Annotated in this window: 25 protein-coding genes and 1 tRNA gene; 13 read left to right on the top strand and 13 right to left on the bottom strand. The window is 59.0% G+C overall.

Annotated features, from left to right (window positions below; all coding sequences use genetic code 11):
• Window positions 1–18 precede the first annotated feature (18 nt).
• The 4 genes from accC to Q0864_RS11765 all read right to left on the bottom strand — a co-directional run bounded on the left by accC (window position 19) and on the right by Q0864_RS11765 (window position 3,092).
• Window positions 19–1,371 (bottom strand): acetyl-CoA carboxylase biotin carboxylase subunit, encoded by a 1,353-nt coding sequence (gene accC / locus Q0864_RS11780; RefSeq protein WP_298569713.1) that lies wholly within the window; start codon window positions 1,369–1,371, stop codon window positions 19–21.
• 10 nt (window positions 1,372–1,381) lie between these two features.
• Window positions 1,382–1,882, bottom strand: coding sequence for an acetyl-CoA carboxylase biotin carboxyl carrier protein (gene accB / locus Q0864_RS11775; RefSeq protein WP_298569709.1), 501 nt, complete (start codon window positions 1,880–1,882; stop codon window positions 1,382–1,384).
• A 171-nt stretch (window positions 1,883–2,053) separates the two neighbouring features.
• Window positions 2,054–2,449 (bottom strand): hypothetical protein, encoded by a 396-nt coding sequence (locus Q0864_RS11770; protein WP_298569705.1) that lies wholly within the window; start codon window positions 2,447–2,449, stop codon window positions 2,054–2,056.
• 106 nt (window positions 2,450–2,555) lie between these two features.
• Window positions 2,556–3,092 carry a LuxR C-terminal-related transcriptional regulator gene (locus Q0864_RS11765; protein WP_298570471.1) on the bottom strand — a complete coding sequence of 179 codons (537 nt, stop codon included), beginning with the start codon at window positions 3,090–3,092 and terminating at the stop codon, window positions 2,556–2,558.
• A 189-nt stretch (window positions 3,093–3,281) separates the two neighbouring features.
• On the opposite strand from Q0864_RS11765, the gene Q0864_RS11760 reads away from it, so the two are divergent.
• On the top strand, window positions 3,282–4,796 hold the full coding sequence (locus Q0864_RS11760) for an AMP-binding protein (RefSeq protein ID WP_298569702.1): 1,515 nt from the start codon (window positions 3,282–3,284) through the stop codon (window positions 4,794–4,796).
• A complete protein-coding gene (locus Q0864_RS11755) occupies window positions 4,793–5,596 on the top strand; it encodes a 3-hydroxybutyrate dehydrogenase (protein ID WP_298569699.1) in 804 nt (267 codons plus the stop codon). The genes Q0864_RS11760 and Q0864_RS11755 overlap by 4 nt, the downstream gene beginning before the upstream one ends.
• Before the next feature lie 26 nt (window positions 5,597–5,622).
• Here Q0864_RS11755 and Q0864_RS11750 read toward each other — a convergent pair whose 3' ends face one another.
• The 6 genes from Q0864_RS11750 to Q0864_RS11725 all read right to left on the bottom strand — a co-directional run bounded on the left by Q0864_RS11750 (window position 5,623) and on the right by Q0864_RS11725 (window position 11,400).
• A complete protein-coding gene (locus Q0864_RS11750; RefSeq protein ID WP_298569696.1) occupies window positions 5,623–5,907 on the bottom strand; it encodes a glucose-6-phosphate isomerase in 285 nt (94 codons plus the stop codon).
• Between the two features lie 216 nt (window positions 5,908–6,123).
• Complete coding sequence (locus Q0864_RS11745; protein WP_298569693.1) at window positions 6,124–6,918, bottom strand: ABC transporter ATP-binding protein; 795 nt, start codon at window positions 6,916–6,918, stop codon at window positions 6,124–6,126.
• Between the two features lie 14 nt (window positions 6,919–6,932).
• Entirely contained in the window at window positions 6,933–7,688 is a 756-nt protein-coding gene (locus tag Q0864_RS11740; protein WP_298569690.1) for an ABC transporter ATP-binding protein, read from the bottom strand.
• Window positions 7,689–7,703: 15 nt separating this feature from the next.
• Window positions 7,704–8,909 carry a branched-chain amino acid ABC transporter permease gene (locus Q0864_RS11735; protein ID WP_298569687.1) on the bottom strand — a complete coding sequence of 402 codons (1,206 nt, stop codon included), beginning with the start codon at window positions 8,907–8,909 and terminating at the stop codon, window positions 7,704–7,706.
• Window positions 8,910–8,913: 4 nt separating this feature from the next.
• Window positions 8,914–9,945 carry a branched-chain amino acid ABC transporter permease gene (locus Q0864_RS11730; protein ID WP_298569684.1) on the bottom strand — a complete coding sequence of 344 codons (1,032 nt, stop codon included), beginning with the start codon at window positions 9,943–9,945 and terminating at the stop codon, window positions 8,914–8,916.
• Window positions 9,946–10,056: 111 nt separating this feature from the next.
• The gene (locus Q0864_RS11725; RefSeq protein WP_298569682.1) at window positions 10,057–11,400 is read right to left on the bottom strand and encodes a substrate-binding protein; all 1,344 of its coding nucleotides are present in this window, start codon (window positions 11,398–11,400) and stop codon (window positions 10,057–10,059) included.
• 234 nt (window positions 11,401–11,634) lie between these two features.
• Between Q0864_RS11725 and Q0864_RS11720 the strand changes: the two genes are divergently transcribed.
• The 8 genes from Q0864_RS11720 to Q0864_RS11685 all read left to right on the top strand — a co-directional run bounded on the left by Q0864_RS11720 (window position 11,635) and on the right by Q0864_RS11685 (window position 20,746).
• Window positions 11,635–12,966 (top strand): helix-turn-helix transcriptional regulator, encoded by a 1,332-nt coding sequence (locus tag Q0864_RS11720; protein ID WP_298569679.1) that lies wholly within the window; start codon window positions 11,635–11,637, stop codon window positions 12,964–12,966.
• A gap of 145 nt (window positions 12,967–13,111) precedes the next feature.
• Entirely contained in the window at window positions 13,112–13,480 is a 369-nt protein-coding gene (locus tag Q0864_RS11715) for a response regulator (RefSeq protein ID WP_298569676.1), read from the top strand.
• A 93-nt stretch (window positions 13,481–13,573) separates the two neighbouring features.
• Window positions 13,574–13,918, top strand: a complete 345-nt coding sequence (locus Q0864_RS16580) for a hypothetical protein (RefSeq protein ID WP_363317621.1) — start codon at window positions 13,574–13,576, stop codon at window positions 13,916–13,918.
• Window positions 13,918–16,614 (top strand): ATP-binding protein, encoded by a 2,697-nt coding sequence (locus Q0864_RS11705; protein WP_298569673.1) that lies wholly within the window; start codon window positions 13,918–13,920, stop codon window positions 16,612–16,614. Before Q0864_RS16580 ends, Q0864_RS11705 begins: the two co-directional genes overlap by 1 nt.
• A 72-nt stretch (window positions 16,615–16,686) precedes the next feature.
• The gene (locus tag Q0864_RS11700) at window positions 16,687–17,820 is read left to right on the top strand and encodes a FliM/FliN family flagellar motor switch protein (RefSeq protein ID WP_298569670.1); all 1,134 of its coding nucleotides are present in this window, start codon (window positions 16,687–16,689) and stop codon (window positions 17,818–17,820) included.
• A gap of 83 nt (window positions 17,821–17,903) precedes the next feature.
• Window positions 17,904–18,230: a TraR/DksA C4-type zinc finger protein gene (locus Q0864_RS11695; protein WP_298569669.1), complete on the top strand. Its 327-nt coding sequence runs from the start codon at window positions 17,904–17,906 to the stop codon at window positions 18,228–18,230.
• Between the two features lie 68 nt (window positions 18,231–18,298).
• Window positions 18,299–18,511 carry a hypothetical protein gene (locus Q0864_RS11690; protein WP_298569668.1) on the top strand — a complete coding sequence of 71 codons (213 nt, stop codon included), beginning with the start codon at window positions 18,299–18,301 and terminating at the stop codon, window positions 18,509–18,511.
• A 147-nt stretch (window positions 18,512–18,658) separates the two neighbouring features.
• On the top strand, window positions 18,659–20,746 hold the full coding sequence (locus tag Q0864_RS11685) for a 3-hydroxyacyl-CoA dehydrogenase NAD-binding domain-containing protein (RefSeq protein ID WP_298569666.1): 2,088 nt from the start codon (window positions 18,659–18,661) through the stop codon (window positions 20,744–20,746).
• A gap of 16 nt (window positions 20,747–20,762) precedes the next feature.
• Here the strand turns inward: Q0864_RS11685 and Q0864_RS11680 are convergent, their stop codons facing one another.
• The gene (locus Q0864_RS11680; protein ID WP_298569664.1) at window positions 20,763–20,978 is read right to left on the bottom strand and encodes a hypothetical protein; all 216 of its coding nucleotides are present in this window, start codon (window positions 20,976–20,978) and stop codon (window positions 20,763–20,765) included.
• A 153-nt stretch (window positions 20,979–21,131) separates the two neighbouring features.
• Between Q0864_RS11680 and Q0864_RS11675 the strand changes: the two genes are divergently transcribed.
• Window positions 21,132–21,389 carry a DUF2312 domain-containing protein gene (locus Q0864_RS11675; RefSeq protein ID WP_298569662.1) on the top strand — a complete coding sequence of 86 codons (258 nt, stop codon included), beginning with the start codon at window positions 21,132–21,134 and terminating at the stop codon, window positions 21,387–21,389.
• A gap of 55 nt (window positions 21,390–21,444) precedes the next feature.
• Here the strand turns inward: Q0864_RS11675 and Q0864_RS11670 are convergent, their stop codons facing one another.
• Complete coding sequence (locus Q0864_RS11670; protein WP_298569659.1) at window positions 21,445–22,320, bottom strand: hypothetical protein; 876 nt, start codon at window positions 22,318–22,320, stop codon at window positions 21,445–21,447.
• Between the two features lie 88 nt (window positions 22,321–22,408).
• Between Q0864_RS11670 and Q0864_RS11665 the strand changes: the two genes are divergently transcribed.
• Complete coding sequence (locus tag Q0864_RS11665) at window positions 22,409–24,067, top strand: iron ABC transporter permease (protein ID WP_298569657.1); 1,659 nt, start codon at window positions 22,409–22,411, stop codon at window positions 24,065–24,067.
• A 50-nt stretch (window positions 24,068–24,117) separates the two neighbouring features.
• Window positions 24,118–24,193, top strand: a tRNA-Thr gene (locus tag Q0864_RS11660).
• Between the two features lie 134 nt (window positions 24,194–24,327).
• Here the strand turns inward: Q0864_RS11660 and Q0864_RS11655 are convergent.
• A complete protein-coding gene (locus tag Q0864_RS11655; protein ID WP_298569655.1) occupies window positions 24,328–25,101 on the bottom strand; it encodes a hypothetical protein in 774 nt (257 codons plus the stop codon).
• Between the last annotated feature and the right edge of the window lie 2 nt (window positions 25,102–25,103).

The raw sequence follows: 25,103 nt of genomic DNA, 5'->3' as shown, positions 1-25,103 counted from the left end.
TGCGCGAGGTCAAACGCCCTAGCCCAGATTTTCGGCAAGCCAGCGTTCCAGCCAGTGGATGTTGTAGTTGCCAGAGTGGATATCTTCCTCTGCCAGCAACTGATGGAACAGCGGCACGGTCGTCTCGATCCCGTCCACGATAAGTTCGCTTAGGGCGCGGTTCAGGCGCGCCAGCGCTTCTGCCCGGTCGCGTCCGTGAACGATCAGCTTGCCAATCAAACTGTCGTAATACGGCGGGATCGAATAGCCATCGTAAAGCGCGCTGTCCATCCGCACCCCCAAGCCGCCCGGCGCATGATACTGGGTGATCTTGCCGGGGCAGGGGGCAAAGTTGGGAAGTCGTTCGGCGTTGATCCTGATCTCGATCGCGTGACCGTTCAGCAAAAGATCGTCTTGTCCAAAAGACAGTGGCAACCCTTCGGCGACGCGAATTTGTTCGCGCACCAGATCGACACCGAAAATCGCTTCGGTGACAGGGTGTTCCACCTGCAGGCGCGTATTCATTTCGATGAAATAGAACTCGCCGTCTTCATACAGGAACTCGATTGTGCCAGCGCCGCGATAGCCCATTTCAGCGATCGCGTCGGCACAAATCCCACCAATGCGCGCGCGCTCTTCAGGCGAGATGCTGGGGCCGGGCGCCTCTTCAAAAACCTTCTGGTGACGGCGCTGAAGCGAGCAGTCACGCTCGGCTAAATGCACCCCGCCACCTTGGCCGTCGCCAAAGACCTGCACTTCGATGTGACGCGGCTTTTGAAGGTATTTCTCCATATAGACTTCGTCATTGCCGAAGGCAGCTTTTGACTCGGATCTTGCGGTTGAAAACGCGGTGTCGATATCGGCTTCGGTCGCGGCAACCTTCATCCCACGCCCACCACCGCCGGCGGTCGCTTTGATGATCACCGGATAGCCCATTTCAGCGGCAACCTTGCGCGCCGTCTTGAGGTCAGGCACACCACCTGCCGATCCCGGCACAACGGGAATGCCCAAGTTGATCGCGGTTTCCTTGGCGGTGATCTTATCCCCCATCATGCGGATATGTTCTGCCGATGGACCGATGAACGTTATTTCGTGATCTTCCAGAACCTGAACGAATTGTTCGTTCTCGGACAGAAAACCATAGCCGGGATGTACGGCTTGTGCGCCGGTAATCTCGCAGGCTGCGATGATCGCGGGGATGGAAAGATAGCTGTCGGTGCTGGAGGGGGGGCCGATGCAGACGCTTTCATCGGCCATGCGCACATGCATGGCGTCCACGTCGGCCGTCGAATGAACGGCTACGGTCTTGATCCCCATCTCGCGGGCCGCGCGGATGACACGCAGGGCGATTTCTCCTCGGTTGGCGATCAGGATTTTATCGAAATGGGCCATGCTCTGTCCCTTATTCGATGATCATCAGAGGTGCGCCAAATTCGACCGGGGCACCATCTTCGACCAGAATGCGTTTGACCGTGCCCGCGCGTGGGGCGGGGATCTGGTTCATGGTCTTCATGGCTTCCACGATCAGAACGGTCTGACCTTCGGCAACCTTGTCGCCCACGTTCACAAAAGCGGGCGTGCCGGGTTCGGCCTGCAAATACACTGTGCCGACCATTGGCGAAGGCACCACACCGGGGTGGTTTGCCGGGTCCGAAGCTGCCGGAGCGGGAGCTGTAGGCGCGTCAGAGGCCACAGGGGCAACCGCCGCTGGAGCCGCAGGTGCGGCAGCCATCGGCGCAGCCATTTGGGTGACGATTTCTTTTGCGCGGCTGACCCGCACGCTCAGGCTGTCATTTTCGCCATAGTCGCGCATGACTTCCAATTCGGTCAGGTCGTTTTCCTGCAAGACTTTTGCCAGTGACTCGATGAAGGCAACGTCATTTTCATGATGTTTTTTGGTCATGGGTCCTCGCCCTTTTTTTCTCTGCCCATTGTTCGCGCGGGCAATGTTTGATTGCAAGGCTTATAGGACGCTACGTAAGGGGAGAAAAGCGAGAAGGTTGGCGAAATTGGAAATTCGACAGCTGTCGCGCGCATGCTGGCGCATGAAAACACGCCGACAGACCCTGATGTGCTAGGCGTCGGACGCGCCTAAGTCGTTGGTGCTTGTGTCGGTCGTTTCAACTGGACGGGACGTGGCGAAGTTTTGCGGTGCGTCTTGCGCCCGAACAGCTTCGAGCCGTGCGAGTTTTTGCTGAAGTCGGTGCTCCATCTCCAACACATTCACCTGAAAGCTTGGTGGTGGCCCCACGGGTTGGTTGGTGTCGATGTCCAACCGGTCTGACAGTCCCGTCCTTGGCTCTGTCTTTTGCGGAGTCTGCCCATGATCTTTCGAATTGTGCATGTCGGCGCGCGCTTTGCCTGCGTCTGGCGCCGTTTCCACTTTTGAAATGTCTGGCGGTTTGCGCACAGGTGTTTGGGCCAACAGGTTGGCATGTGCCCCAAGCGGTGCAGGTATCGTGAATTCCATGTCCCAGGCTCCGGTTTCTATCGAAGCCCCCACCAAGGATCACGCTAGACGCCAAGCGTTACCGGTTCGTTAAAGCCGGTGGGTATAATCAGCATTTGGTTAACACCTAGAGCGGCATGCCCGAGAACTTGGCAACAAGTTCGGGCAGCTTGCGCGCACCAAATTTCTGCAACAAACGGGCGCGGTGCGCTTCGACGGTTCGATAACTCAGCCCAAGCGACAGCCCGATTTCCTTCGAGGTCTTGCCTTGGCAAGTCAGGATCGCCACCTCGCGTTCTCGCGGTGTCAGCGCGACGACCGGGCGTTCGGCAGACAGGTCTGCAAAGCTCCAGACGCCTTGTTTGAAGGGATCGCCCGGCGTCAGGCTGGTGCCACGCACGCGACACCAGAACAGCTCTCCGCCAAGGCGCCGCATGACACGTTCGTCTTCATAGCGCCCGGTTTCACGCAGAATATCCCCGCCCACGCGTTCCACCTTTTCATAGTCATGCAGGGACGGATACAGCCGCTCCAATGGCATGTCTGCAAATGAGGCGACCTCGGCCCCGAAAACCTCGGCAAAGCGCAGGTTGCATTGACGCACGATGCGGTTTTCCGTCAGCGCCAGGCCGGTGGGGGCGTGCATGAAAGCGATGTCCATCAGGGTCATACGGGTATCCTGCCAAGAAATGCGGGCCATTTCAAACGGGTGGTATTTTTACAGGGCTTGCGTGGCGGGTGTGCCGCGTCAGATAGTTGTCATGAACGCTTGGTTTTCTTTTGGGGGAAATGCAATGGGCAACGCAACACTTGGCACGTCTACTGGCTGGTCGCTTGCTTATGGAGTGCACAAATGAACCTCGCTTTGTGGTTGGAGCGCACGGCGAAGGTGCATGGTGATCGTCCAGCTTTGTTCCTTGGCGCGACGCAAGTCTATAACTACGCGCAATTTTTACGCGCAGCCCAAGGGCTGTCGGCAGCGCTTGGCGCCCGAGACATCGGCCCAGGTGATCGTGTGGCGATGTTCATGAAGAACTGCCCGGAATACCTTGTGGCGTTTTTCGGCATTTGGGCGCGTGGTGCCGCGGTGGTGCCCATCAATGCCAAGCTTCACGCGAACGAGGCGGCGTTCATCCTTGAAAATGCCGGGGCAAAGCTGTGCCTTGTCACGCCGGAACTGGGTGCTGAGCTCGCTCTGGCGACGACTGTGCCTCTGGTTGATGTGAAAAGCGAAGCCTTCGGCGAGATGTGTGCGCATGCGCCGGTCCCTCTGGTCGCGCGTGAAGACAGTGATCTGGCATGGTTGTTTTACACCTCAGGCACGACCGGCAAGCCCAAGGGTGTCTTTATCAGCCATGGAATGCTGCGATCGACCTCGCTCAGCTTTGTATTGGATTGCGACGAGGTGTCATCGCAGGACGCGGCCTTTTATATCGCACCGATGAGCCATGGCGCCGGGATCTATGCACCCATCCATGTGGCCAAGGGCGCACGTCACATCACACCGGTCTCGGGTGGGTTTGACGAGGTCGAGTTGCTCGACATGGCCCGTGATCATGGTCCGTTGTCAATGTTCATGGCCCCAACAATGGTGCGGCGCGTGACCGATGTCGCCAAGGCCAAAGGCTTGCGGGGCGAAGGGATCAAGACGGTCATTTATGGTGGTGGCCCGATGTATCTGGCCGATATCGTCGACGCGGTGGACTGGTTCGGACCGCGTTTCGTGCAAATCTATGGTCAGGGCGAATGCCCGATGGCAATCACGGCTTTGTCGCGCGATGATGTTGCAGATCGTGATCACCCTCGCTGGCGTGAACGGTTGGGGTCGGTTGGTCGGGCACAAAGCGTGGTCGAAGTGCAGATCGGAGGCACAGACGGCACCCCCTTACCCAATGGCGAAGTGGGCGAGATCATGGTGCGCGGCACCCCGGTCATGCCCGGATATTGGCAAAACCCTGATGCGACTGCGAAAACCTTGGTGAACGGTTGGTTGAAAACCGGGGATATGGGGTTTCTGGACGAAGAGGGCTATCTGACCCTGCGCGACCGGTCGAAGGACGTCATCATTTCGGGCGGCACGAATATTTACCCCCGCGAGGTGGAAGAGGCGCTGCTGTCCCATCCCGAGGTGCATGAGGTCAGTGTGGTGGGCCGCCCCAACGCCGAATGGGGCGAAGAGGTCGTGGCATTCGTGGTCATGACGCCCGGAACTGCGTTCGATCAGGCGGTTCTGGATGCCCACTGCCTTACACAAATCGCACGTTTCAAACGCCCGAAATCCTATATTCAGCTGCAAGAATTGCCCAAAAACAACTATGGCAAGGTTTTGAAGACGGAACTCAGACGCCGTATGGAGGACGCCACATGAAGGATTTGAACGGCAAGACCGCATTGGTCACGGGATCGGTTCAAGGGATCGGACTGGCTGTCGCAAAAAGCCTGGCACAGGCGGGCGCACGGGTGGGCGTGCATGGGTTGGCGACACCGGATGAGGCGGCGCAGGTTTGTGACGAACTTGTCGCTCTGGGTGCCAGTGCGGCGCGGTTCTTTCCCGGCGATCTGCGGGATCTGTCCGCGATCGATGCCATGATGGCCGACGTAGCGGCATGGGGGGATGTGGATATACTGGTCAACAACGCAGGCATTCAGCACACCGCGCCTTTGGCCGACATGCCGCGCGACACATGGTCCGCGATCCTGGATGTAAACTTGTCGGCTGCATTTCACACCATGCAAGCCCTGATGCCCGCCATGGCGGCGCGCGGCTATGGCCGGGTGATCAACATCGCATCGGTTCACGGGCTGGTGGCATCGAAGGACAAGGCGCCGTATGTGGCTGCGAAATTCGGGTTGGTTGGTCTGAGCCGGGTTGCGGCGCTGGAATATGCCAACAAAGGCGACCGCATCAAAGGTGGGGTAACGGTGAACTGCATTGCGCCGGGATGGACAGAAACAGCCATCATCGAGCCACAGATACAGGCGCGCGCCGCATTGCACGGTGGGGATCGCGATGCGGGGATTGCCGATCTTCTTTCAGAAAAACAACCCAGCCAACGGACGTCAGACCCGTCCGAAATCGGCGCGTTGGCTGCGTTTCTGTGTCAGAGGGTGGCCCACAACATTACCGGAACGACCATTCCGATAGATGGGGGGTGGACCGCGCAGTAAGCCCGCGCGGTCCGAGATCTCGTCTATCAGACCGGGCAGGGCCGGGTGCGATAGGTGCCGTCGCCGTTCGAATAGGCGCATTGGTTGGTATAGCTGTTGCGGGCAACCATGATCCCGGCGGCAGCACCTGCCAAGGTTGTCAGCACAGTCCAGTTCTTGTTTGCCCCGATGGCATTGGCCGTGATCAGACCTGCCGCGATACCGGCAACGCCCCCGGCGACTGTTTTTTCCTGATCCGTCAAAGGACGACTCATACAGGCCGAAAGAGCAAGCGACGCGACACAAGCGAGTGTCAGAACGGTTTTCTTCATGATTACCTCCTAGAAGAAATTCTTATTGCACACATAGTTGCGCGTTCGGCTGGCTAAGTGAATGGGGGACTTACGCTTTTCTTTGGGACAAGCGGGAACCTGCCACCAGGGGCAGAAAAGAAAAGAGCCGATGCGTTCGCACCAGCTCTTTTTAAGGATCCTGCAGCCAGTATGCGGGTTTCAAGCAATTAGGCTTGGCGTGGCGGATCAGCAGGCTCAGATCGCGAGGTATTCCATCCGCAAGGCTTCGTTATCCAGCACTTCCTGGGCCGTGCCATCAAACACCACGCTGCCGGTGTCCAAGATAACCGCACGGTCTGCCAGTTCCAGCGCACGCACCGCGTTCTGTTCGACGATCACCGTTGTGATGCCCTGCTCTTTGATGATGTTGAGCGTCTTTTCGATCTCGTCCACGATCACCGGGGCCAGCCCCTCATAGGGTTCATCCAGCAGCAGCACCTTGATGTCACGCGCCAGCGCGCGGGCGATGGCCAGCATTTGCTGTTCGCCACCCGACAAGGTCGTGCCTTCCTGTTTGCGGCGCTCTTTAAGGCGCGGAAACAGATCATAGATCCGGTCTAATGACCAACCCACCGGTTCGATGATCTGGGCCAGTTGCAAGTTTTCTTCAACCGTCAGGCCTTGGATGATCCGCCGGTCTTCTGGCACCAGCGCCATTCCAAGCTGCGCCGCCTCATAGCTTTTGCGGTCGTGCAAATGCTGGTGATCCAGCCAGATTTCACCGTGCGTGAGCATCGGATCGTCCAGCCGGGCAATCGCGCGCAAGGTCGAGGTCTTACCCGCCCCGTTGCGCCCCAGCAGGGCAAGAATTTCACCTTCATGGACGGTGAAACTGACCCCTTGCACGATGTAGCTTTCGCCATAATAGGCATGCAAATCCCAGACCGAGAAATAGGCCGGCGCGGTGGCCGCCTTGTTCTGGAACTTTGAGAAATCGCGTTTCTCACGCTCTGGACGCGCGGCGTCATCAAGCAGTTTGTCTTCAGCCATGTCTGTGGCCTCCCTTAATGCGCTTCGCCAAGATAGGCTTCCCGAACCTTCGGGTGGCCCTTGATGTTTTCAGGCGTGTCTTCAACCAACGGCGTGCCTTGCGCCAGAACAGTGATCCGTTCGGCAAGGCTGAACACAACGTGCATGTCGTGTTCGATGATCGCCATGGTGATATCGCGCTTTTCCTTGATCTCTTTCAGCAAGTCGATCGTGTTGTTGGTGTCAGCGCGCGCCATGCCTGCGGTGGGTTCGTCCAGCAGCAGAAGCTTGGGTTCTTGCACAAGGCACATCGCCATCTCCAGCCGCCGTTTGTCACCGCGCGACATCGAGGCCGCATGCATGAACCGCTTGTCGATCATGTTCACGTCGATCAACATCTGCTCTGCCTTTTCGACCAGCTCCTTTTCGTTCTCGACGCCTTCAAAGGCATGCAAGCGGAAGGCGCCGTCGCGTTTGGCGAAGCAGGGGATCATCATGTTCTCCATGACGTTCAGATCGCTGAAGATCTCTGGCGTCTGGAACACGCGGCTGATGCCCATCTGGTTGATTTCGTGCGGGCTGCGCCCCAGCACCGACTGGCCGTCGAACATGACGCTGCCGGTATCCGGGATCAGCTTGCCGACGAAGCAATTCAGCAGCGTCGATTTGCCAGCCCCGTTTGGACCGATGATCGCGTGGACGGTGTTTTGTTGCACGCTCAGGTTTACATCCCCGAGCGCCTGCAGACCACCGAAGCGTTTGCCCACGCCTTTGACTTCAAGAATTCCCATCTTTCCGTCTCCTTCTTATTCGGCCACGTGAGGGGCTTGTTTCGGTTGGTGTTTGGGATCGTCATCGTCATCACCGCGTTTTTTGGCGAACATCGCTCTGATCCGTTGGCCACCTTCGACAAGGCCGCCTGGCAGGAAGATCACGACGATCATGAACAAAAGACCCGATGTCAGGTGCCAGCTTTTGCCGACGAAGAAGTGGCTGATACCGATCACAAAATCCTCAAGCCCGTCAGGCATCCAGCCGAACCAGCCATGCAGAACCTGATCGTTTATCTTGGAAAAGATGTTTTCCATGTATTTGATCACACCCGCGCCAAGGACGGGACCCATCATGGTGCCCACGCCGCCAAGGATGGTCATCAGAACGACCTCGCCCGACGCCGTCCACTGCATCCGCTCTGCGCCAGCCAACGGGTCCATCGAGGCCATAAGACCGCCCGCAAGACCGGCATACATGCCCGAAATCACGAACGCTGCCAAAGTATAGGGCCGTGCGTTCAAGCCGGTATAGTTCAACCGTTGCTGGTTTGACTTGATTGCGCGCAGCATCAGACCAAAGGGTGACCGAAAGATGCGCAGGCTTAAATAGAAGGCCAGGATCGCGATCACGGCACAGAAGTAATAGCCGTTGTTGAACGTGAACACCCAGTCACCCACATTCACCTTCGACGAATTGTTCATCACAATGCCGAAGAAATGGGGGCTGCGTGGCTCGGTTGCGCCCAAAAGCACCTGCGGGTCGTTGGTATAGACCTGAAGACCGGTTTCCCCATTGGTGATCGGGGTCAGCACCGAATAGGCGAGGTTAAAGCTCATCTGTGCGAAGGCGAGCGTCAGGATCGAGAAGTAGATGCCCGACCTTCGCAGGCTGATATAGCCAATCAGCAGGGCGAAGATCCCCGACATCACAATGGCCAGCGGCAAGCCGTAGATCACGTTGTAATCCAAGAGCTTATACATCCAGACGACCGAATATGACCCGATGCCCAGAAAGGCCGCGTGGCCGAAGGACAGGTAGCCGGTAAGCCCAAACAGGATGTTGAAGCCGATTGCGAAAATCCCGAATATGGCAAACCGTTGCATCAAATCCGGGTAGCCCGCATTGAACTGCGCCAGCCCCGATCCTTCGGGGAAGGGCTGAAGCAGGATCGGTGTTGCCATGGTCAGAGCGACGACAATTAGCAAGAAACGGGTGTCTTTTTTGTTGAGTCCTAGCATTGTCTTACTCCTCCATCACGCCTTTGCGGCCCATCAAGCCCCGTGGGCGGGTCAGCAGAATGATAATGGCCACAAGGTAGATGATGATTTGGTCGATCCCCGGGACCATCGACTTGATCCAGTTCATCGAGGCAAAGCTTTCCAGAATGCCGAGCATGAAGCCCGCCAATACCGCGCCGGGCAAACTGCCCATGCCGCCGACAACAACCACAACGAAGCTAAGCACCAGAAAGTCCATGCCCATGTGGTAATTCGGCGAGTTGATGGGGGCATACATGACACCGGCAAGCCCCGCCACCGCGGCCGCGATGCCGAACATGATAGTGAAACGACGGTCGATATTGATGCCCAGAAGGCCTACGGTTTCGCGGTCTTGCATCCCGGCCCGCACAACCATCCCGAAGGTGGTGAACTGCAGGAAGGCGAAGACGGCACCGATGACGATGGCGGCGAAGAAGAAATAGACCATCCGCCAGTAGGGATAGATGATCACATTGGGATCGAAGCCCATAAGGACGCCGAAATCGAACGAGCCCTTGAACACCTCGGGCGCCCCGGTAGGGATCGGGTTGGCGCCAAAGAAGTGCTTCACAAGCTCCTGCAAGACGATGGCCAGGCCGAAGGTCACGAGGATCTGATCGGCGTGGGGGCGCTTGTAGAAGTGTTTGATCAGCCCGCGTTCCATCACGTAGCCCACGATCAGCATGATCGGGATCGAGAACAGGATCGCCAGGGGCACTGACCAATCTATGATCGCAGCACCTGTTTCGGGTCCGAACCAGCTTTCAAGGTAGGGTGTTTTGACCTTCAACGGGTTGCCCAGAAAATCTTTCTGGTTTGGGTCGACGGTCTCGAAGGACATGCCGAAAATGCGTTGCATGGTGACGGCACAGAAGGCGCCGATCATAAACAACGCCCCGTGGGCGAAGTTCACAACCCCGAGTGTGCCGAAGATGAGTGTCAGGCCCAATGCGATCATCGCATAGGCAGAGCCCTTATCGAGCCCGTTCAGAATCTGAAGAAGAATGGCGTCCATTGTCCCCACCGAAAGATGTGAGTGTCTTGCCCAGAGCCCGATCGGCACTGGCCAGAGTGGGCTGCGCACGTGGTGTGCACAGCCCGTTTTGCATGTTGTGAGCGGTTCGCCTTAGCCGGCGTTACACTGACCCAGATTGCCACCGGCAAACATCGGGTGTTCCGGGTCATAGGTCACCTGATCGACGGGTGTTACTTCGACCACTTCAAGAAGGTCAAACTCCGACGTCGGGTTGTCTTTCCCCTTCACGACCAGCACGTCTTTGAAGCACTGGTGGTCTTCAGCACGGTATGTGGTCTTGCCGTTGCCGAGGCCGTCGAACTCGAACCCTTCCAGGGCTTCGACGACACCGCAGGGGTTGAAGGTGCCCGCGCGCTGACAGGCATCTGCGTAAAGCAGGGTCTGACAGTAAACGGTGTGTGCAGCCTGCGACGGCGGGAAGCCGTATTTGGTGCCGAACGATTTGACAAACGCCTGCGAGCCTTCGTCGGTCAGCGACCAGTGCCAGTTGGTCGACCCAAGGATGCCCTTGATGTTTTCACCAGCACCACGCGCCATCAGACGCGAGAACAGCGGCACGACGATCTCGAAGTTGCGACCGTTGACCTGCTTTTCACGCAGACCGAACTGAACCGCGTTGGTCAGCGAGTTCACCATGTTGCCGCCGTAGTGGTTCAGCACCAGAACGTCTGCGTCAGTCTGCAGAACCGGCGTGATGTAGGACGAGAAGTCGGTGGCCGCCAGCGGTGTTTTCACAGCGTTCACGGTTTCCCAGCCCAAAGCCTCGGTCGCGGCTTTGATCGATTCTTCTTGCGTCCAACCCCACGTGTAGTCGGCGGTCAGGTGATAGGCCTTACGGTCCGTGCCGTAACGCGCGGCCAGCACCGGTGCCAGTGCGGCACCCGACATGTAGGCGTTGAAGAAGTGGCGGAAGCCATTGGCTTTCTTGTCTTTCCCCGTCGTGTCGTTCGAGTGGGTCAGACCCGCCATGAAGATGACGCCTGCTTCTTGGCACAAGCCTTGCACAGCAATTGCGACGCCCGAGGACGAGCCGCCGGTGATCATCACCGCGCCGTCTTTTTCGATCATCGACTTGGCCGAAGCACGCGCAGCGTCCGACTTGGTTTGCGTGTCGCCGGTGACGAATTCGACTTTCTTGCCAAGGATGCCTTCACCGGTCAGTTCTTTCGAGCTGAAGGTGTTCAGCATACCGCCGTCGCCTTCGCCGTTCAGGTGTTCAACCGCCAGCTGGTAGGCGCGCAGTTCGTCTGCACCTTCGTCAGCGTAAGGACCGGTTTGGGGCACGTTGAACCCCAGGGTGACCGAACCGCCTGTGGGTTCGTTCATGTAAGCAGCAGCCGACGAGGCGGTGAAGATCGTCGGAAGCGCAAAGCCAGCACTGGCAATGGCACCGGTCTTCAAGACACCGCGACGCGTCAGGTTCGAATTGGACATAGTGTTCCTCCCGTTTGGATAGTCTGGGCTGTGCCTCCTCTGCACGCGCCCGCCCCATTTTTGCTGGGGGGCCTTTACAAGCCTGGCCTATCTTAGGTGTCGGAAAGAAAATATCGCAACAAATGCTTTTGATGAAACGATTTTTTTGTAAACAAATGAACACACGCGTGTTAATTAGTGTAAAGTAATTTTCGCGCAGGTGCAGAAAGTGCCCGATAATAATAGGAAAACCCAATGCCCCAGTCCCGCTTGACCGGAAGCCGCATCCGCGAGCGCCGCCTCTTTCTTGGGCAAAAGCAGTCTGGACTCGCGAAAGCTGTGGGAATTTCAGCGGCCTACCTCAACTTAATCGAGCATAACCGCCGCAGAATCGGCGGAAAGTTGCTGCAAGATATCGCGCGCGAACTGGGCACCGATGCGCTGGCCCTGACCGAAGGGGCCGAGGCGGCATTGCTGGGTGCGCTCAGGGACGCCGGGCAGCGCGTCCCCGAGGTCGAGCCGGAATTGCATCGCGCCGAAGACCTTGCCGGGCGGTTCCCCGGCTGGGCAGGTCTTGTGGCGGCTCAACACCAACGCATCCGCGATCTGGAGCAGTTGGTCGAGGCCTTGTCCGACAGGTTGACCCATGATCCTGAACTGGCGGCATCGCTGCACGAGGTTATCTCGGCGGTGACCGCGATCCGGTCAACGGTGGCAATCTTGTCAGGCGGGGGTGATATCGACCCGGACTGGCAGTCCCGCTTTCTTCGCAACATGCGCGAAGAAGGTCGCCGCCTGTCGGGGGCCGCGCAAGGCTTGGTGGAATATCTGGATGCAGGCGCCGATCAGGACATGGCCCCGGTGGTGCCGGGCGAGGAGCTTGCCGCGTTTCTTGACCAGCGCGACCATCATTTGCCTGAGCTGGAGGCTCTGTCGGACGCGCAAGGCGACACGCGCGAGGCTGCGATTGAGGCGTTGGTTGAAAAGGTCGGTGTGCTGGAAACCGCAGAAGCCAAGGATGTGGCGCGGCGGCATTTCCAGCAATACGCGGCCGATGCTGCCGCCATCCCTTTGGACAGGTTGCAGGCTGCCCGTGTGACCGCTCAAGACGACGTCTCTGCGCTGGCCGAGCAGTTCGGCCAACCACTTCCCGTGGTCATGCGTCGGTTGGCATTTGTGCCGCCGCCTGATGGCGACGCAATGGTCGGGTTGGTGTCCTGCGATGGGTCCGGATCTTTGTATTTACGCAAGCCATTGCCGGGGTTTGCCTTGCCCCGCTTTGGGGCGGCGTGCCCTTATTGGCCGCTGTATCAGGCGCTAAGCCGCCCCGGCCAGCCCCAGCGCGCGCTGGTCGAACAGCCCGGCCCAACGCCTCGGCGGTTTTTGTGCCAAGCCATCTGTCTTGCGCGCGACACGCTGGTTTTTGACCGACCGCCCGTTCTGGAAGCTGTCATGCTGATCCAGCCGGCCGATGACGCACAGGCGGCCGGGGCCAAGGCGCTTCCCGTTGGATCATCTTGCCGCGTTTGCCCGCGCACAGACTGCGCGGCCCGGCGCGAGGCATCCATTCTGTCGCCCGATCGCTGAGTAGGGCGCGACGCAGGCGCACGTATACGTTGTATTTGACGTCGGATTTCCCGCCCAATCCCCTGTTTTCTTTGACATGTGAACCCGCTTTGTTGATATTCAGCCGAGCAGCATCGGCGCAGCCCGGTGCTTAGGGGAGGAACGAATGACAAAACAGGTGCTCGTCATCGAGGATGAACCCAATATCGTTGAGGCGATCAGTTTCATCCTCAGCCGCGACGGCTGGAAGGTTTCGACACATGCCAACGGGGAAACAGCAGTGCAGGCTGTGTATGATGCCTCCCCGGATGTCCTGATCCTTGACGTGATGCTGCCCGGACGGTCGGGCTATGACATCCTGAAGGATTTGCGGGCAAATGACGCCACGCGCACGCTTCCTGTGCTGATGCTGACGGCGCGCGGTCAACGCACGGACCGCGAACTGGCGCAACGTCTTGGTGTCAGCAAATTTATGACCAAACCGTTTTCCAACGCCGAAGTGTTGGAGACCCTGAACGACCTCGTTTCCGGGTGATCCGGCCATGACGGATCGCCGCAGAACGAGGTCCAAACACCCGATCCGCCGTGTAACCGGTCCGCGTCAGTGGCCAGTAGGGGCGCGGTTTTGATGCGAACCCCGCGTGAACCGCTGTTTCTGGCCAGGCAAAGCTATCGTCGGCGCAGGTTGGAAGATGCCGCGCGGTTGTTGCCGCTGTTGGGCAGTTTTCTATTCCTGTTACCGCTTCTGGCAAGCGACATTTCGGGGGCCGCGCTGGGAGCCTATGTCTTTGCGGCTTGGTTCTGCCTGATCCTTGCCACGGCACTGATATCGCGTGGCCTTGGGCGCTGGCCGGATGCGACAGGTGGGGATCAATCCGGGTCTGACGCAGACCTGACCCCCGAAGGGGCAGACCCGCAGTCCGACACTGACCGACCGCCGCACGCGACATCTTCCTTCGAAGGGCGCGACTGATGCTTAGCTTCAACACGCTTGTCGCGGTGTGCCTTGTCTATGTGATGTTGCTGTTTCTGGTGGCCTTTGGGGCAGACAGAAGTGCAGCGCGCAACAAGAACCGGTTTCTTAACTCACCCTTGATCTACACGCTGTCGCTGTCCGTCTATTGCACGGCGTGGACCTTTTACGGTGCGGTGGGCTATGCCGCGCGGTCCGGGCTGGAGTTCGTGACGATCTATCTTGGCCCGACCTTGGTGATGATCGGCTGGTGGTGGTTCTTGCGCAAACTGGTGCGCGTTGGGCGGACGCAGCGTGTGACCTCGATCGCGGACCTACTGTCGTCGCGCTATGGCAAGTCAAACCTTCTGGGCGTGATCGTCACGTTGATCGCCGTCGTCGGCACAACGCCCTATATCGCGCTTCAGCTTCAATCGGTAACACTCTCATTCTCGGTCTTTGCACGGGACCGTTCAGCCGGTTGGGTGTTGCCTGATCTGGATGCGACGGCCCTTTGGGTGGCGGGTGGGCTTGCCTTGTTTACCATCTTGTTCGGCACCCGCAATCTGGATGTGAACGAGCGCCACCACGGCGTCGTGACCGCCATCGCGGTCGAGGCCGTGGTCAAGCTGGTCGCGCTTTTGGCGGTCGGCGCTTTCGTGGTCTGGGGCGTTGGCGGTGGGCCATCGGGGATCGCAACGGCGGTCGACGAAGCAATGCGCGCGGCGCCGGGCGAAGCGTGGGCCATCAAGGGCGGGCGCTGGGTTGGGCTGACGTTTCTGTCAGCAGCGGCCTTCTTGACCCTGCCGCGCATGTTTCAGGTGTTGGTGGTCGAAAACCTGGACGAGCGGCAACTGTCCATGGCGTCATGGGCCTTCCCGACCTACCTGTTCCTGATGAGCCTTTTCGTCCTGCCAATCGCCGTTGTCGGGTTGGCGACCCTGCCGGTGGGCGAAAACCCTGATCTGTTCGTTCTGACCATCCCGCTGCACTATGACCGCGACGGTCTGGCGATGCTGTCGTTTCTGGGGGGCTTTAGCTCGGCCACCTCGATGGTGATCGTAGCCTCGATCGCGCTGTCGACAATGGTATCAAACCACATCGTCATGCCGATCTGGCTGTCAACCCGGCCCGGCGGGGCGTCGGTGTCTGGCGACGTGCGTCAGATCCTTTTGACGGCGCGCCGCCTGTCGATCATCGCCGTGCTGGCGCTTGGCTATCTTTATTTCAGAATATCGGGCGGCGGGGCTGCGCTTGCCGCGATCGGGTTGATCTCATTTACCGGTGTGGCGCAGGTGCTGCCAGCCCTTGCGGGCGGGTTGTTCTGGCGGGGGGCGTCGCGCAATGGGGCGGCTGCCGGGTTGCTCACCGGATTTGCGATCTGGGCCTATACCTTGTTCCTGCCCAGCTTCGGCGAGGCCGGGGTGATGAGCGCATCGCTTTTGGCCGATGGACCTCTGGGGATTGGGTGGCTAAAGCCTCAGGCGTTGTTCGGGGTGGCGGGGCTGGACCCGGTCGTGCACGCGATCCTGTGGTCCATGATCCTGAATACGGCGACGTTTGTGACCGTGTCGTTGCTGTCCTTTCCCAGCCCGCTGGAGCGGCTTCAGGGCGCCCAGTTTGTCAACGTTCTGGACCAGTCCGGCCCGGCAAAAGGGTGGACCATGCCGATGGCGACGGCTGAAGATCTGTTGATCATGGCGCAACGGATCATGGGGGCGGACGAAGCTCAGGCATTGTTTCAGGCGCAAGCAGCCTCGCAGGGGAAGGGGGGGTATCTGCCCGACACCACCCCTGATTTCATCGCCCGCCTCGAACGTGAGCTGGCGGGGTCGGTCGGCGCGGCCACCGCACATGCAATGATTGCCCAGATCATGGGTGGTGCGACCGTGTCAGTGGATGATCTGATGGCCGTTGCCGACGAAACGCAACAGATGCTGGAATATTCCCAACGCCTTGAAGCCAAGCAATCCGAACTAACCACGACCGCACGTCAATTGTCTGCCGCCAACGAAAAACTGACCCAGCTGTCGATCCAGAAAGATGCGTTTCTGAGCCAGATCAGCCATGAACTGCGCACGCCGATGACCTCGATCCGGGCGTTTTCCGAGATCTTGCGCGACGGCGGCACGGCGCACCCGGATGCTGCTGGCCGCCATGCCTCGATCATCCATGACGAAGCGGTGCGGCTGACCCGTCTGCTGGATGACCTTCTGGACCTCAGCGTTCTTGAAAACGGACAGGTTGAACTCAACCCGCAACGTGATGTGCTGTCCAACCTGTTGGACCGGTCTGTTTCGGCGACCAGCTCGGTGATCGACGCCGAAGGGCTGCGCGTGCGGCGCTATCCGATGCACGAGCAGGTCGAACTTGTCACCGATACGGACCGCCTGGTTCAGGTGTTCATCAACCTGATTGCGAATGCGGCCAAGTATTGTGACGCGTCTGACAAACAGCTGCGCATCAAGGTCGGGCGTCGCGACGGGGAATTGCGGGTCGATTTCGTGGATAACGGGTCGGGAATCCCTCCCGAAAGTGAAGCGCTGATCTTCGAGAAATTCTCGCGCCTGACAGATCAGGCCGCAGCCGGCGGGGCAGGGCTGGGTTTGGCCATCTGTCAAGAGATCATGGGAAAGCTTGGGGGCACCATCGCCTATCTGCCGGGGCAAAGCGGCGGGGCCTTTCGCGTGACGCTTCCGCTTGAAAAGCCGGCCTGACAGACCGGAAATCAATCATTTGTAAACCTTGTGTTGGCAGACCTAGGGGGACGCTATCAAAACGGACCCTCAATGGCTGACCACGACCAGACCAGTGCGATCCGCCGCAAAGCCGGCGCTGGGCGACCCCCGCCAGAAATCGCGCCCGCCTCGACAACGGGTGCGTTGCGGGCGGCGTTGGTGCGGGCTGCCGAAGACGTGGCCGCACTTGAAATCACGCCGACCCAAATCGTCGAAGACCGGGTGATCCTGTCTTCGGTTGCAGATGATTTGCCCGATCACGCGCTGTTCGCTCTTGTTGAAGGACCAGAAAGCCAGTTCGGGCTGTTCGTCGTCGATCCGGGCTTGTTGGCGGCGCTTATCGAAATGCTGACCACAGGCCGCGTGGTGCCATCGCCCGCAATTCCGCGCGAACCAACGCGCACAGATGCCATCATGTGTGCCGATTTCCTGGACGGGGTGCTTGAGCGGTTTGAAACCGAGATCGCACAAGCCCAGCTGCCAATCGCAACTGCGGCGACGGGGTTTCGGTTCGCGCTGCAACTTGTCGACTATCGCGCCGTCCAATTGGCGTTGGAGGATATCCCCTATCGGCGGTTCTCTGCGTCGCTTGATTTGGGGCGCGGGGCAAAGTCTGGCGCGCTTTCGCTTTTGTTGCCCTATGACCCACCGCGACCCAAGCCAACACTGCCTTCGGACCAAGAAGGGCAGGCGGCTGAGAATGTGGCCGAAGCGATCCTGCAGACCAAGGCAGATCTGAAAGCCGTGTTGCACCGGGTGCACATGACGCTTGACGATGTGTCCGGGCTTGAGCCTGGGATGATGCTGACCCTGCCGCGCGAAAACCTTGGTGCTGTGGCACTTGAAGATCTGGATGGGGCTTGCGTGGTGCTCTGCAGGCTTGGTCAGGCGCAAGGGCAACGCGCCTTGCGGATCGGGCAATCAGACCCGGCGGATCGCGTGGCAGGAGCGGGACCAAGGGCATTGGACAATAGGGCTGCTCCGCGCACCGAAGCCGACCCGGCGCCGCTGCCAAGACCGGACAACAGTTCGGATTTACCGCCCAACGTCGACATGACTGAGCCTTCTGAAATGACAGGCCTTTCTGACATGGCGCAGCTGTCAGATCTGTCCGAGCTTGGCGACCTGCCGGACCTTCCAGATTTGCCGGATTTACCCGCAGCAGACTTGAACCCTGTGCATTGATCCCCCGGTTGAAATCCGCTTGATATGCATCAAAGCGCGTGCCCCCCGCGAGGCGCAATATCGGTCTGCAAAGGAGGTGCGCCATGGTTGATGTGTCTAAATATCGCGACATGCTGAATGCACGTTTGAAAGAATTGAATGTGCGGCTGCGCGAGATCGAAGAAGAACTCGACAGCCACCAGTCCAAGGACTGGGAAGAGCTTGCCGTCGAACGCGAAGAGGACGAAGTCCTTGAAGGTTTGGGCACATCGGGTCAAGATGAGATCATCAAGATCAATGCCGCGTTGGCGCGCATAGAAGAAGGCGAGTTCGGGTTTTGTGCGACTTGTGGCACCGAGATTTCGTCAGAACGACTTGACGTGCTGCCCCACACCCCTTTCTGCCGCGACTGCGCAGCAAAGCACGCTTGATCTTATCGTGAGTGCGCTTGTTTAGCGCCGTGAAAACGCCACGTCTGGCACCATTTTGGGAGGATGAAATGGCATTTGAAGAGCTTAAGGCCTCGATCAGCTTGATCCTGGATGAAATTGCAAAACGCCCTGAAGATCGGCATGTTTTGCAAGAACAACTTCGAGAGAAGATCTCGGAGCTGGAGAAGATGGGCCAGCCTGTGCCCGAAGATTTCCGCAAGTTCGAGAACGAGCTTGAAGATGATGATGCGGACGATCTGTTCGACAATATGCCCGTGTAGAACGGGCGGATCGAACCGGGTGTCGCGCTGTGGCGGGCATGCAGTATAGCCGACCAAACGGTTGGGAATATTGTGCAGACACGTCGTAGGCATTGACAAACGACCCTTGGATCAGCCCTTTGAGTGTTAGGTTTGACCGGAGGGAATATGGCAGATCAGGTTCAGATGAAAATCGAAGACGGTGTCGCCATCGTCTCGATCAACAACCCACCGGTGAATGCACTGGGGCATGCGGTTCGTCAGGGTCTATTTGAGGCATTTGAAGCTGTCTGCAAAGATGATCTGGTGCGCGCGGTGGTGTTGCGCGCCGAAAACGGCACCTTTCCTGCAGGCGCGGATGTCCGTGAATTCGGTCGCCCGCGCGCCGCGCCCATCTTGTCAGATGTCTGCAACCTGATCGAAACATGCCCAAAGCCGGTGATCGCCGCAGTGCAAGGCAATGCGCTTGGCGGAGGCTTCGAACTTGCTTTGGCTTGCCACTATCGACTTGCCGCACAAGGCAGCAAACTGGGCCTGCCCGAGGTCAATCTGGGTGTGTTGCCCGGCGGTGGCGGCACCCAGCGGGTGCCCCGCATGATCGGGGCGGATGCGGCCTTGAATTTGATGGTAACAGGAAAGGCGGTCTTGGCAGACAAGGCCGCGGCGATGGGTTTGGTGGACAAGGTCATCGAACGCAACCTTGATCAGGCTGCCGTCGGATCGGCGCGCAACATGATCAAGCATGGCACCAAGCCGCGCCCAACCCGCGATCGGCAAGCAGGACTTGATGATCCGATGGCTTACATGAAAGCGATCAAGGCGTGGCGCGCGCGAGTATCAGGCAATCCGGTCCCGTCCGTTTCTTTGATCGTGGATTGCGTCGAAGCGGCCCTGTTGTTGCCATTTGAAAACGGCGTCGCCTTTGAACGCCGATGTTTTGACGATTGCGAACCAGGCCCCGAGGCCACAGCCCTGCGCCATGCCTTCTTTGCAGAACGGCGCGCCGCCAAAGTGCCAGAGTTGGAGGGCGCTCAGCTTCGCAAGGTGGACACGATCGGCGTGGTTGGCGCCGGCACAATGGGAACCGGGATTGCCATCTCGTGCCTTGACGCAGGGTTCCCCGTAACATTGGTCGAACGTGATGACGAAGGCTTGATACGTGGCACGGATCGGATCGTGGCCAACTATGAGAAATCTGTGGCCAAAGGGCGGATCACCTCAGCGATCAGCGAAGACCGACTGGCTCGGCTGCGCGGCACAACCGATATGTCCGAACTCGGTCAGGTGGATCTGGTGATTGAGGCCGTGTTCGAGGACGAAGATGTGAAGCGCGAGGTTTTTGCCCAGCTTGACGCTGTCATGAAGCCCGGCGCAATTCTTGCAACCAATACCTCATATCTGGACATTGATGCGCTTGCCGCCACGATAACGCGGCCCCAGGACGTGGTGGGGTATCACTTCTTTTCACCCGCCCACATCATGCGACTGCTCGAAGTTGTTGTCGGTGCGAAAACCGACCGCGATGTCGTTGCGACTGGCTTTGCGCTTGCCAAGAAACTGCACAAGGTGCCGGTGCGGGCAGGGGTGGCTGATGGGTTCATCGGAAACCGCATCCTCGCAGCCTATCGGCTGGCTGCGGATTTCATGCTCGAGGACGGGGCCAGCCCCGCACAGATTGACGCCGCAATACGGGCCTATGGCTTCCCGATCGGTCCCTATCAGGTGCTCGATATGGCGGGGCTCGACATTTCATGGGCGCGCCGCAAACGATTGGCCGCCACCCGTGATCCGCAGGACCGATATGTGGCGATCGGCGACCGCATGTGCGAGCAGGGATGGTTTGGCCAGAAAGCCGGGCGCGGCTATTACATCCATGATCAGGACGGCGGTCCGATTGAAAACCCCGGCGCACTTGCGATCATCGATGCAGAGCGGCGCGCCAAGGGCATCACGCCGCGCGATTTTGGCACGGAAGAGATCCAGCAGCGTTGCCTGAATGCGATGGCGAACGAGGGCGCGCGTTTGCTGGAAGAGGGGATCGCCCTGCGCCCCTCGGATATCGATGTGGTTTTGCTGTTCGGGTATGGCTTCCCGCGTCACCGCGGCGGCCCGATGATGTCAGCCGATCAGCGTGGCCTTCTGGTGGTTCAAAACGCGTTGAAAGCCTGCCAGTCGGAAGAGCCAAAATTCTGGGCGCCCTCTGCGCTTTTTGACAGATTGATCAAAAACGGGCGTCATTTCAGCGATATGAACTGACATGTCGCGGAACAGGTCAGGACAGCGATACACCCAAGATCACGCACATCAAGCCGATCACGGACAGTCCCAAAGCACCCATGTTCAAAGCCATGGCCTTTTGAACGCGCGCGCGCAGTTCGGCATCTTCCAGCCCGGCGCGTTTGGCCTTCATGACCTTGACGGCGCTGGCGATTAGTCCAGCAAGCCCGACAAGCGACAAGACTGCGCCTACGATGATCAGCCACTCCATGTGTGCCTCCGGTGTTGCGTGTGTTCGCCTAGCGCGTGCGCGTCAGTGGTGCAACCCCCTCAACATCTGCCAGCCCTCGTATTCGGTGCGTCTGCACCCTTGAAGCGGACAAAGGGACGGGCTAGTCAGGGGCAACCCGAGCAAGAGGATCCCATGGACGAAAATCAAGCCGACAACAGCTATCGTGTCACCGCCAACGAGTTGCGCCAGTTCGTCGAACGAATTGAACGGCTCGATATGGAAAAGAAAGACATTGCCGAGCAACAAAAAGAGGTTATGGCCGAAGCGAAATCGCGTGGCTATGACACCAAGGTGATGCGCAAGGTGATCGCCCTTCGCAAGCGCGACAAGGACGACATTGCAGAAGAAGAAGCCGTGCTGGAAATGTATAAAGAAGCGCTCGGCATGTAGCGCGGCCAACCGGCGAGCCGCACGGAAAGCCCGCTTTTGGCGGGCTTTTTTTGTATCATGCGGTCAACAGCGTGACGCCCGGAATATGCGATATCCTGTCCATATCCTGATCATAGGTCGCCGTCAGATCATCAACCAACTGGTCAGACCAACCGGGCAAATCTATCTCCATCTCCAACTCGGAATCGATGGCATATTTATCAAGGAATGCCGTCAGGATGCGCCGGCGCTGCCCCTCGTTCTGGATGGGGTTGGCTTGCAGGTAGTCCGTAAGCCGCTTCATGCCGTCGGGGTGAGTGATCTTTTCCAGAATATCCAGACTGCCCTCTAGGGGTGTTTCGGGGGCTATGCCCGAAACCGCGTGCATGACGTCGGACCAGATCAAGGGCGTGTCTTCATCGCACCAGACGGTGATCTGGGTTTCGGGGTTTGACTCGCGAATGGCCAGAAGGATGTCGGACCAGAACAAGGCACGCGGGTCAAGCTGTGCCATGATCGCATTGCGTTGGGCATCGCTTAGGGCGCTCAGCACCGAAGGCACAAAGGTGGCCGGGTTGCGCATGCCGATGAAAAACGAAACCGTATGATCGCAAAACAGGTATCGCAACCGCTGGGTGTTGCGTTTTGCCAAGTGATAGAACTGTCCATGTTCCAAGGCCCGGTGCGGCGCGCCAAGGAAGTTTTTGTGCCCCAGTACCAGCCGTTTTGCGTCTTCGTTGTCAACAAATGCCTCGAACAGCATTTCCTGTGTTTCCGCATCCGCGCGTGCGCCATCCAGCTTCACCAGAACATCGGCCATCAATCCGCGATAGCGCCCGGGACCGGGCAGCGCGATCCCTTCTTGTGTCATCGCCCCGCCATTTTTCAGAAGAGATCTGATCAGTTGATCTTCATCTGTGTAGTGAGCGCCGAGATGAAACGAGATATGCATGTTTTGCGCGGTCCTTTTCGCTCGAATGACGCAAACATATGTTGGTTTTCTGGACAGTTAAACCTGTTTCGGGCTAAAGAGCCAGGATATGACCGACCAAAAGACTCAGAATGTAGCACCCAGAAGTGCCCTATGGCTGCCGAACCTTTGGTCGTTGGGTGCTTTGCTGATTGCTCTTCTCGTCTTGCTGCCCATCCTGTCGATCGTCTGGTTGGCGCTTACACCCGCCGAGAATGCGTGGCCGCACCTGATGAACACCACCTTGCCGCGCTATGTCTCCAATACGCTGATCCTGTGCCTGACCGTTGGGGGGATGTCTGCGGCGGTGGGCACCGGTTCGGCTTGGCTGATCACCATGTATCGCTTCAGGGGCGCGCGCTGGCTGGAATGGCTGCTGCTGACGCCACTTGCGATCCCTGCTTATGTCGGGGCCTATGCGCTGGTTGATTTTCTTGAATATGCGGGGCCGGTCCAGACCGGCTTGCGTGCGCTTTTTGGCTGGCAAAGCGCGCAGGATTACTGGTTCCCCGAGATCCGGTCGCGCTGGGCGGCAGTGGTCGTGCTGGCGGCGGCGCTGAACCCCTATGTGTTTTTGCTGGCCCGCGCGGCGTTTCGCGAACAGTCCGGTGATGCCTACGAGGTGGCGCGCGCGCTGGGCGCTGGTCCCTTCGCGCGGTTCTGGCGGGTTGGCCTGCCATTGGCGCGCCCCGCCATCGCAGCCGGTGTTGCGATCGTGATGATGGAGACCGTGTCGGATTTCGGCGTGGTCGACTATTTCGCGGTCCAAACCCTGACCACGGGCATCTTCACGGTTTGGCTCGAAAGCCACAACGCAGGTGGCGCGGCGCAGATCGCAATGGTCATATTGGTGTTTGTCTTCCTTTTGGCTGCGCTGGAAAAGATCAGCCGGTCGCGCAGCCGGTTCTATCGGATGTCGCGCCAAAGCCGCCCCGTCGAACCCCGCCCGCTGTCGGGTTGGGCCGGGCTCTGTGCAACCATCGCTTGCGCGATCCCCTTCGTGGTTGGGTTTGTCTTGCCCGTTGGAGTCCTGATCGGTCATGCCATCGCAAAACCGGAATACTGGTTTTCAAACGGGTTGGGGTCGGCGCTGTTGCACACTTTGACAGTTGGAGGCATCGCCGCTGTCGTCACGGTGCTGGGCGCGTTGTTTCTTGTCTATGGAGTGCGCCTTTCCGGGCACGCATTGCCGCGCAAGCTCATGCCGCTGACGACGATCGGATATGCCGCTCCCGGAGCGGTTTTGGGGATCGGAATTCTGATCCCCATGGCAGCAGCCGACAATGGCTTGGCAGACGGCGTTCTGGCGCTGACCGGGTGGGATCCTGGCTTGTTGATGACGGGCACAGCCTTTGCGGTCATCTACGCCTATTGCGTTCGGTTCTTCGCCATCGCCCAAGGCGCAACCGATGCCGCGATCGAGCGTGTTTCCCCTAACCTTCCGATGGCAGCCCGGTCACTTGGGCGCTCAGCCCGCGGCACGTTGAGTGAGGTCTATGTGCCTCTGATCCGAAACTCGGTCGGCACTGCACTGCTTTTGGTCTTCGTGGACAGCGTCAAAGAGCTTCCGGCAACGCTTCTTCTGCGCCCGTTCAACTATGGCACACTGGCCACGCGCGTCTATGAACAGGCGTCGCTTGAACAGCTGGGACAGGCTGCACCACCCGCCCTGATGGTGATCGCAGTTGGCCTTTGCGCGGTGGCCTTGATGGCGCGCGCAAGTCGCTGATGAAAGCTTTCACTTGATCCCCGCGCCAGAACATCTTAAATGCGCCCTGTGCCCCTATAGCTCAGCTGGTAGAGCAACTGATTTGTAATCAGTAGGTCCGCGGTTCGAGTCCGTGTGGGGGCACCATTCCAGATCTGGCAAGCTATTGAAAAGCAAAGGCGATGTCGCTTGGGCTTCTGCTAGCTGCGACCGTATTCCCGTCGATTCGGCTGGGCGCTGTCCACGATTGGACCGGCCCTGGATATTGATGCGACACGGCATCACTGAGGCAGGGCGGTGATGTCGATCGGGCCAAGGCGGTTGAGCAAAGCGTGCACGTCTTCTCGCAGTGTTGCCTCGGGCCAGAACGCCTTTAGGGGCAAGTCAGGCAGACGAAGTGCGATGCGCCGCCAGTTGTGTAACACCAAGACCCGTAAAGCAGCCTTCGCGAGCGGCGGCAGCGCGTGCGCGGTAAGATTGCGCGCACGGTTTGCGGCGTCGCTCAGGTTACGGGCATCGTGTCGGACCGAAGTTGGCACCAACAGGGGCAGGATCTGGTCTGGGAAGGTCGGCGTCCTGTCTGAGAACACCAGCAGACCCGCGCTTCGTTCTGGAGGCGCAGTTCCCAAAAACACGCCGGGGGAAAGTTCGGCGAAGCCCTGGCCTGTCAAGGCGTCTTCACAGCCAAGCCTGTCAGTGGCCAGAAGGCTCACGGCAAGATGCCAGGTTTCTGGCGCGGGCTGTGGGGCGCCATAAATGCGGTCCATCACGGAGAGAGTCTCGGCCAACCCGTGATCGGTCAGCGCATAAAATGACCCGCGCCCGGCGCGTTGGCTGTCGATCCAGCCGTCCTTGCGCAGACGAAAAAGCGCGACACGTGTGGCTTCGGGGCGGATGCCAAGGGCGCCCATCAGGGCAGTCAGCGTGGTCCCGGCTATTTGATCGCTCTGTCCGCGCACCATGTCGCCCATGATGGTGACGATCACCGACCAGACCCGCAGATCGCTTGAGCCGCGCATACGGGTTAGAACGTCCTGCACATCGTCAGCGATCACCC

It is taken from the genome of uncultured Aliiroseovarius sp., from assembly GCF_947497285.1.
Lineage (GTDB): Bacteria > Pseudomonadota > Alphaproteobacteria > Rhodobacterales > Rhodobacteraceae > Aliiroseovarius.
Note: the sequence above shows the minus strand (reverse complement) of the source record. Positions and strands in the feature narration are given on the sequence as shown.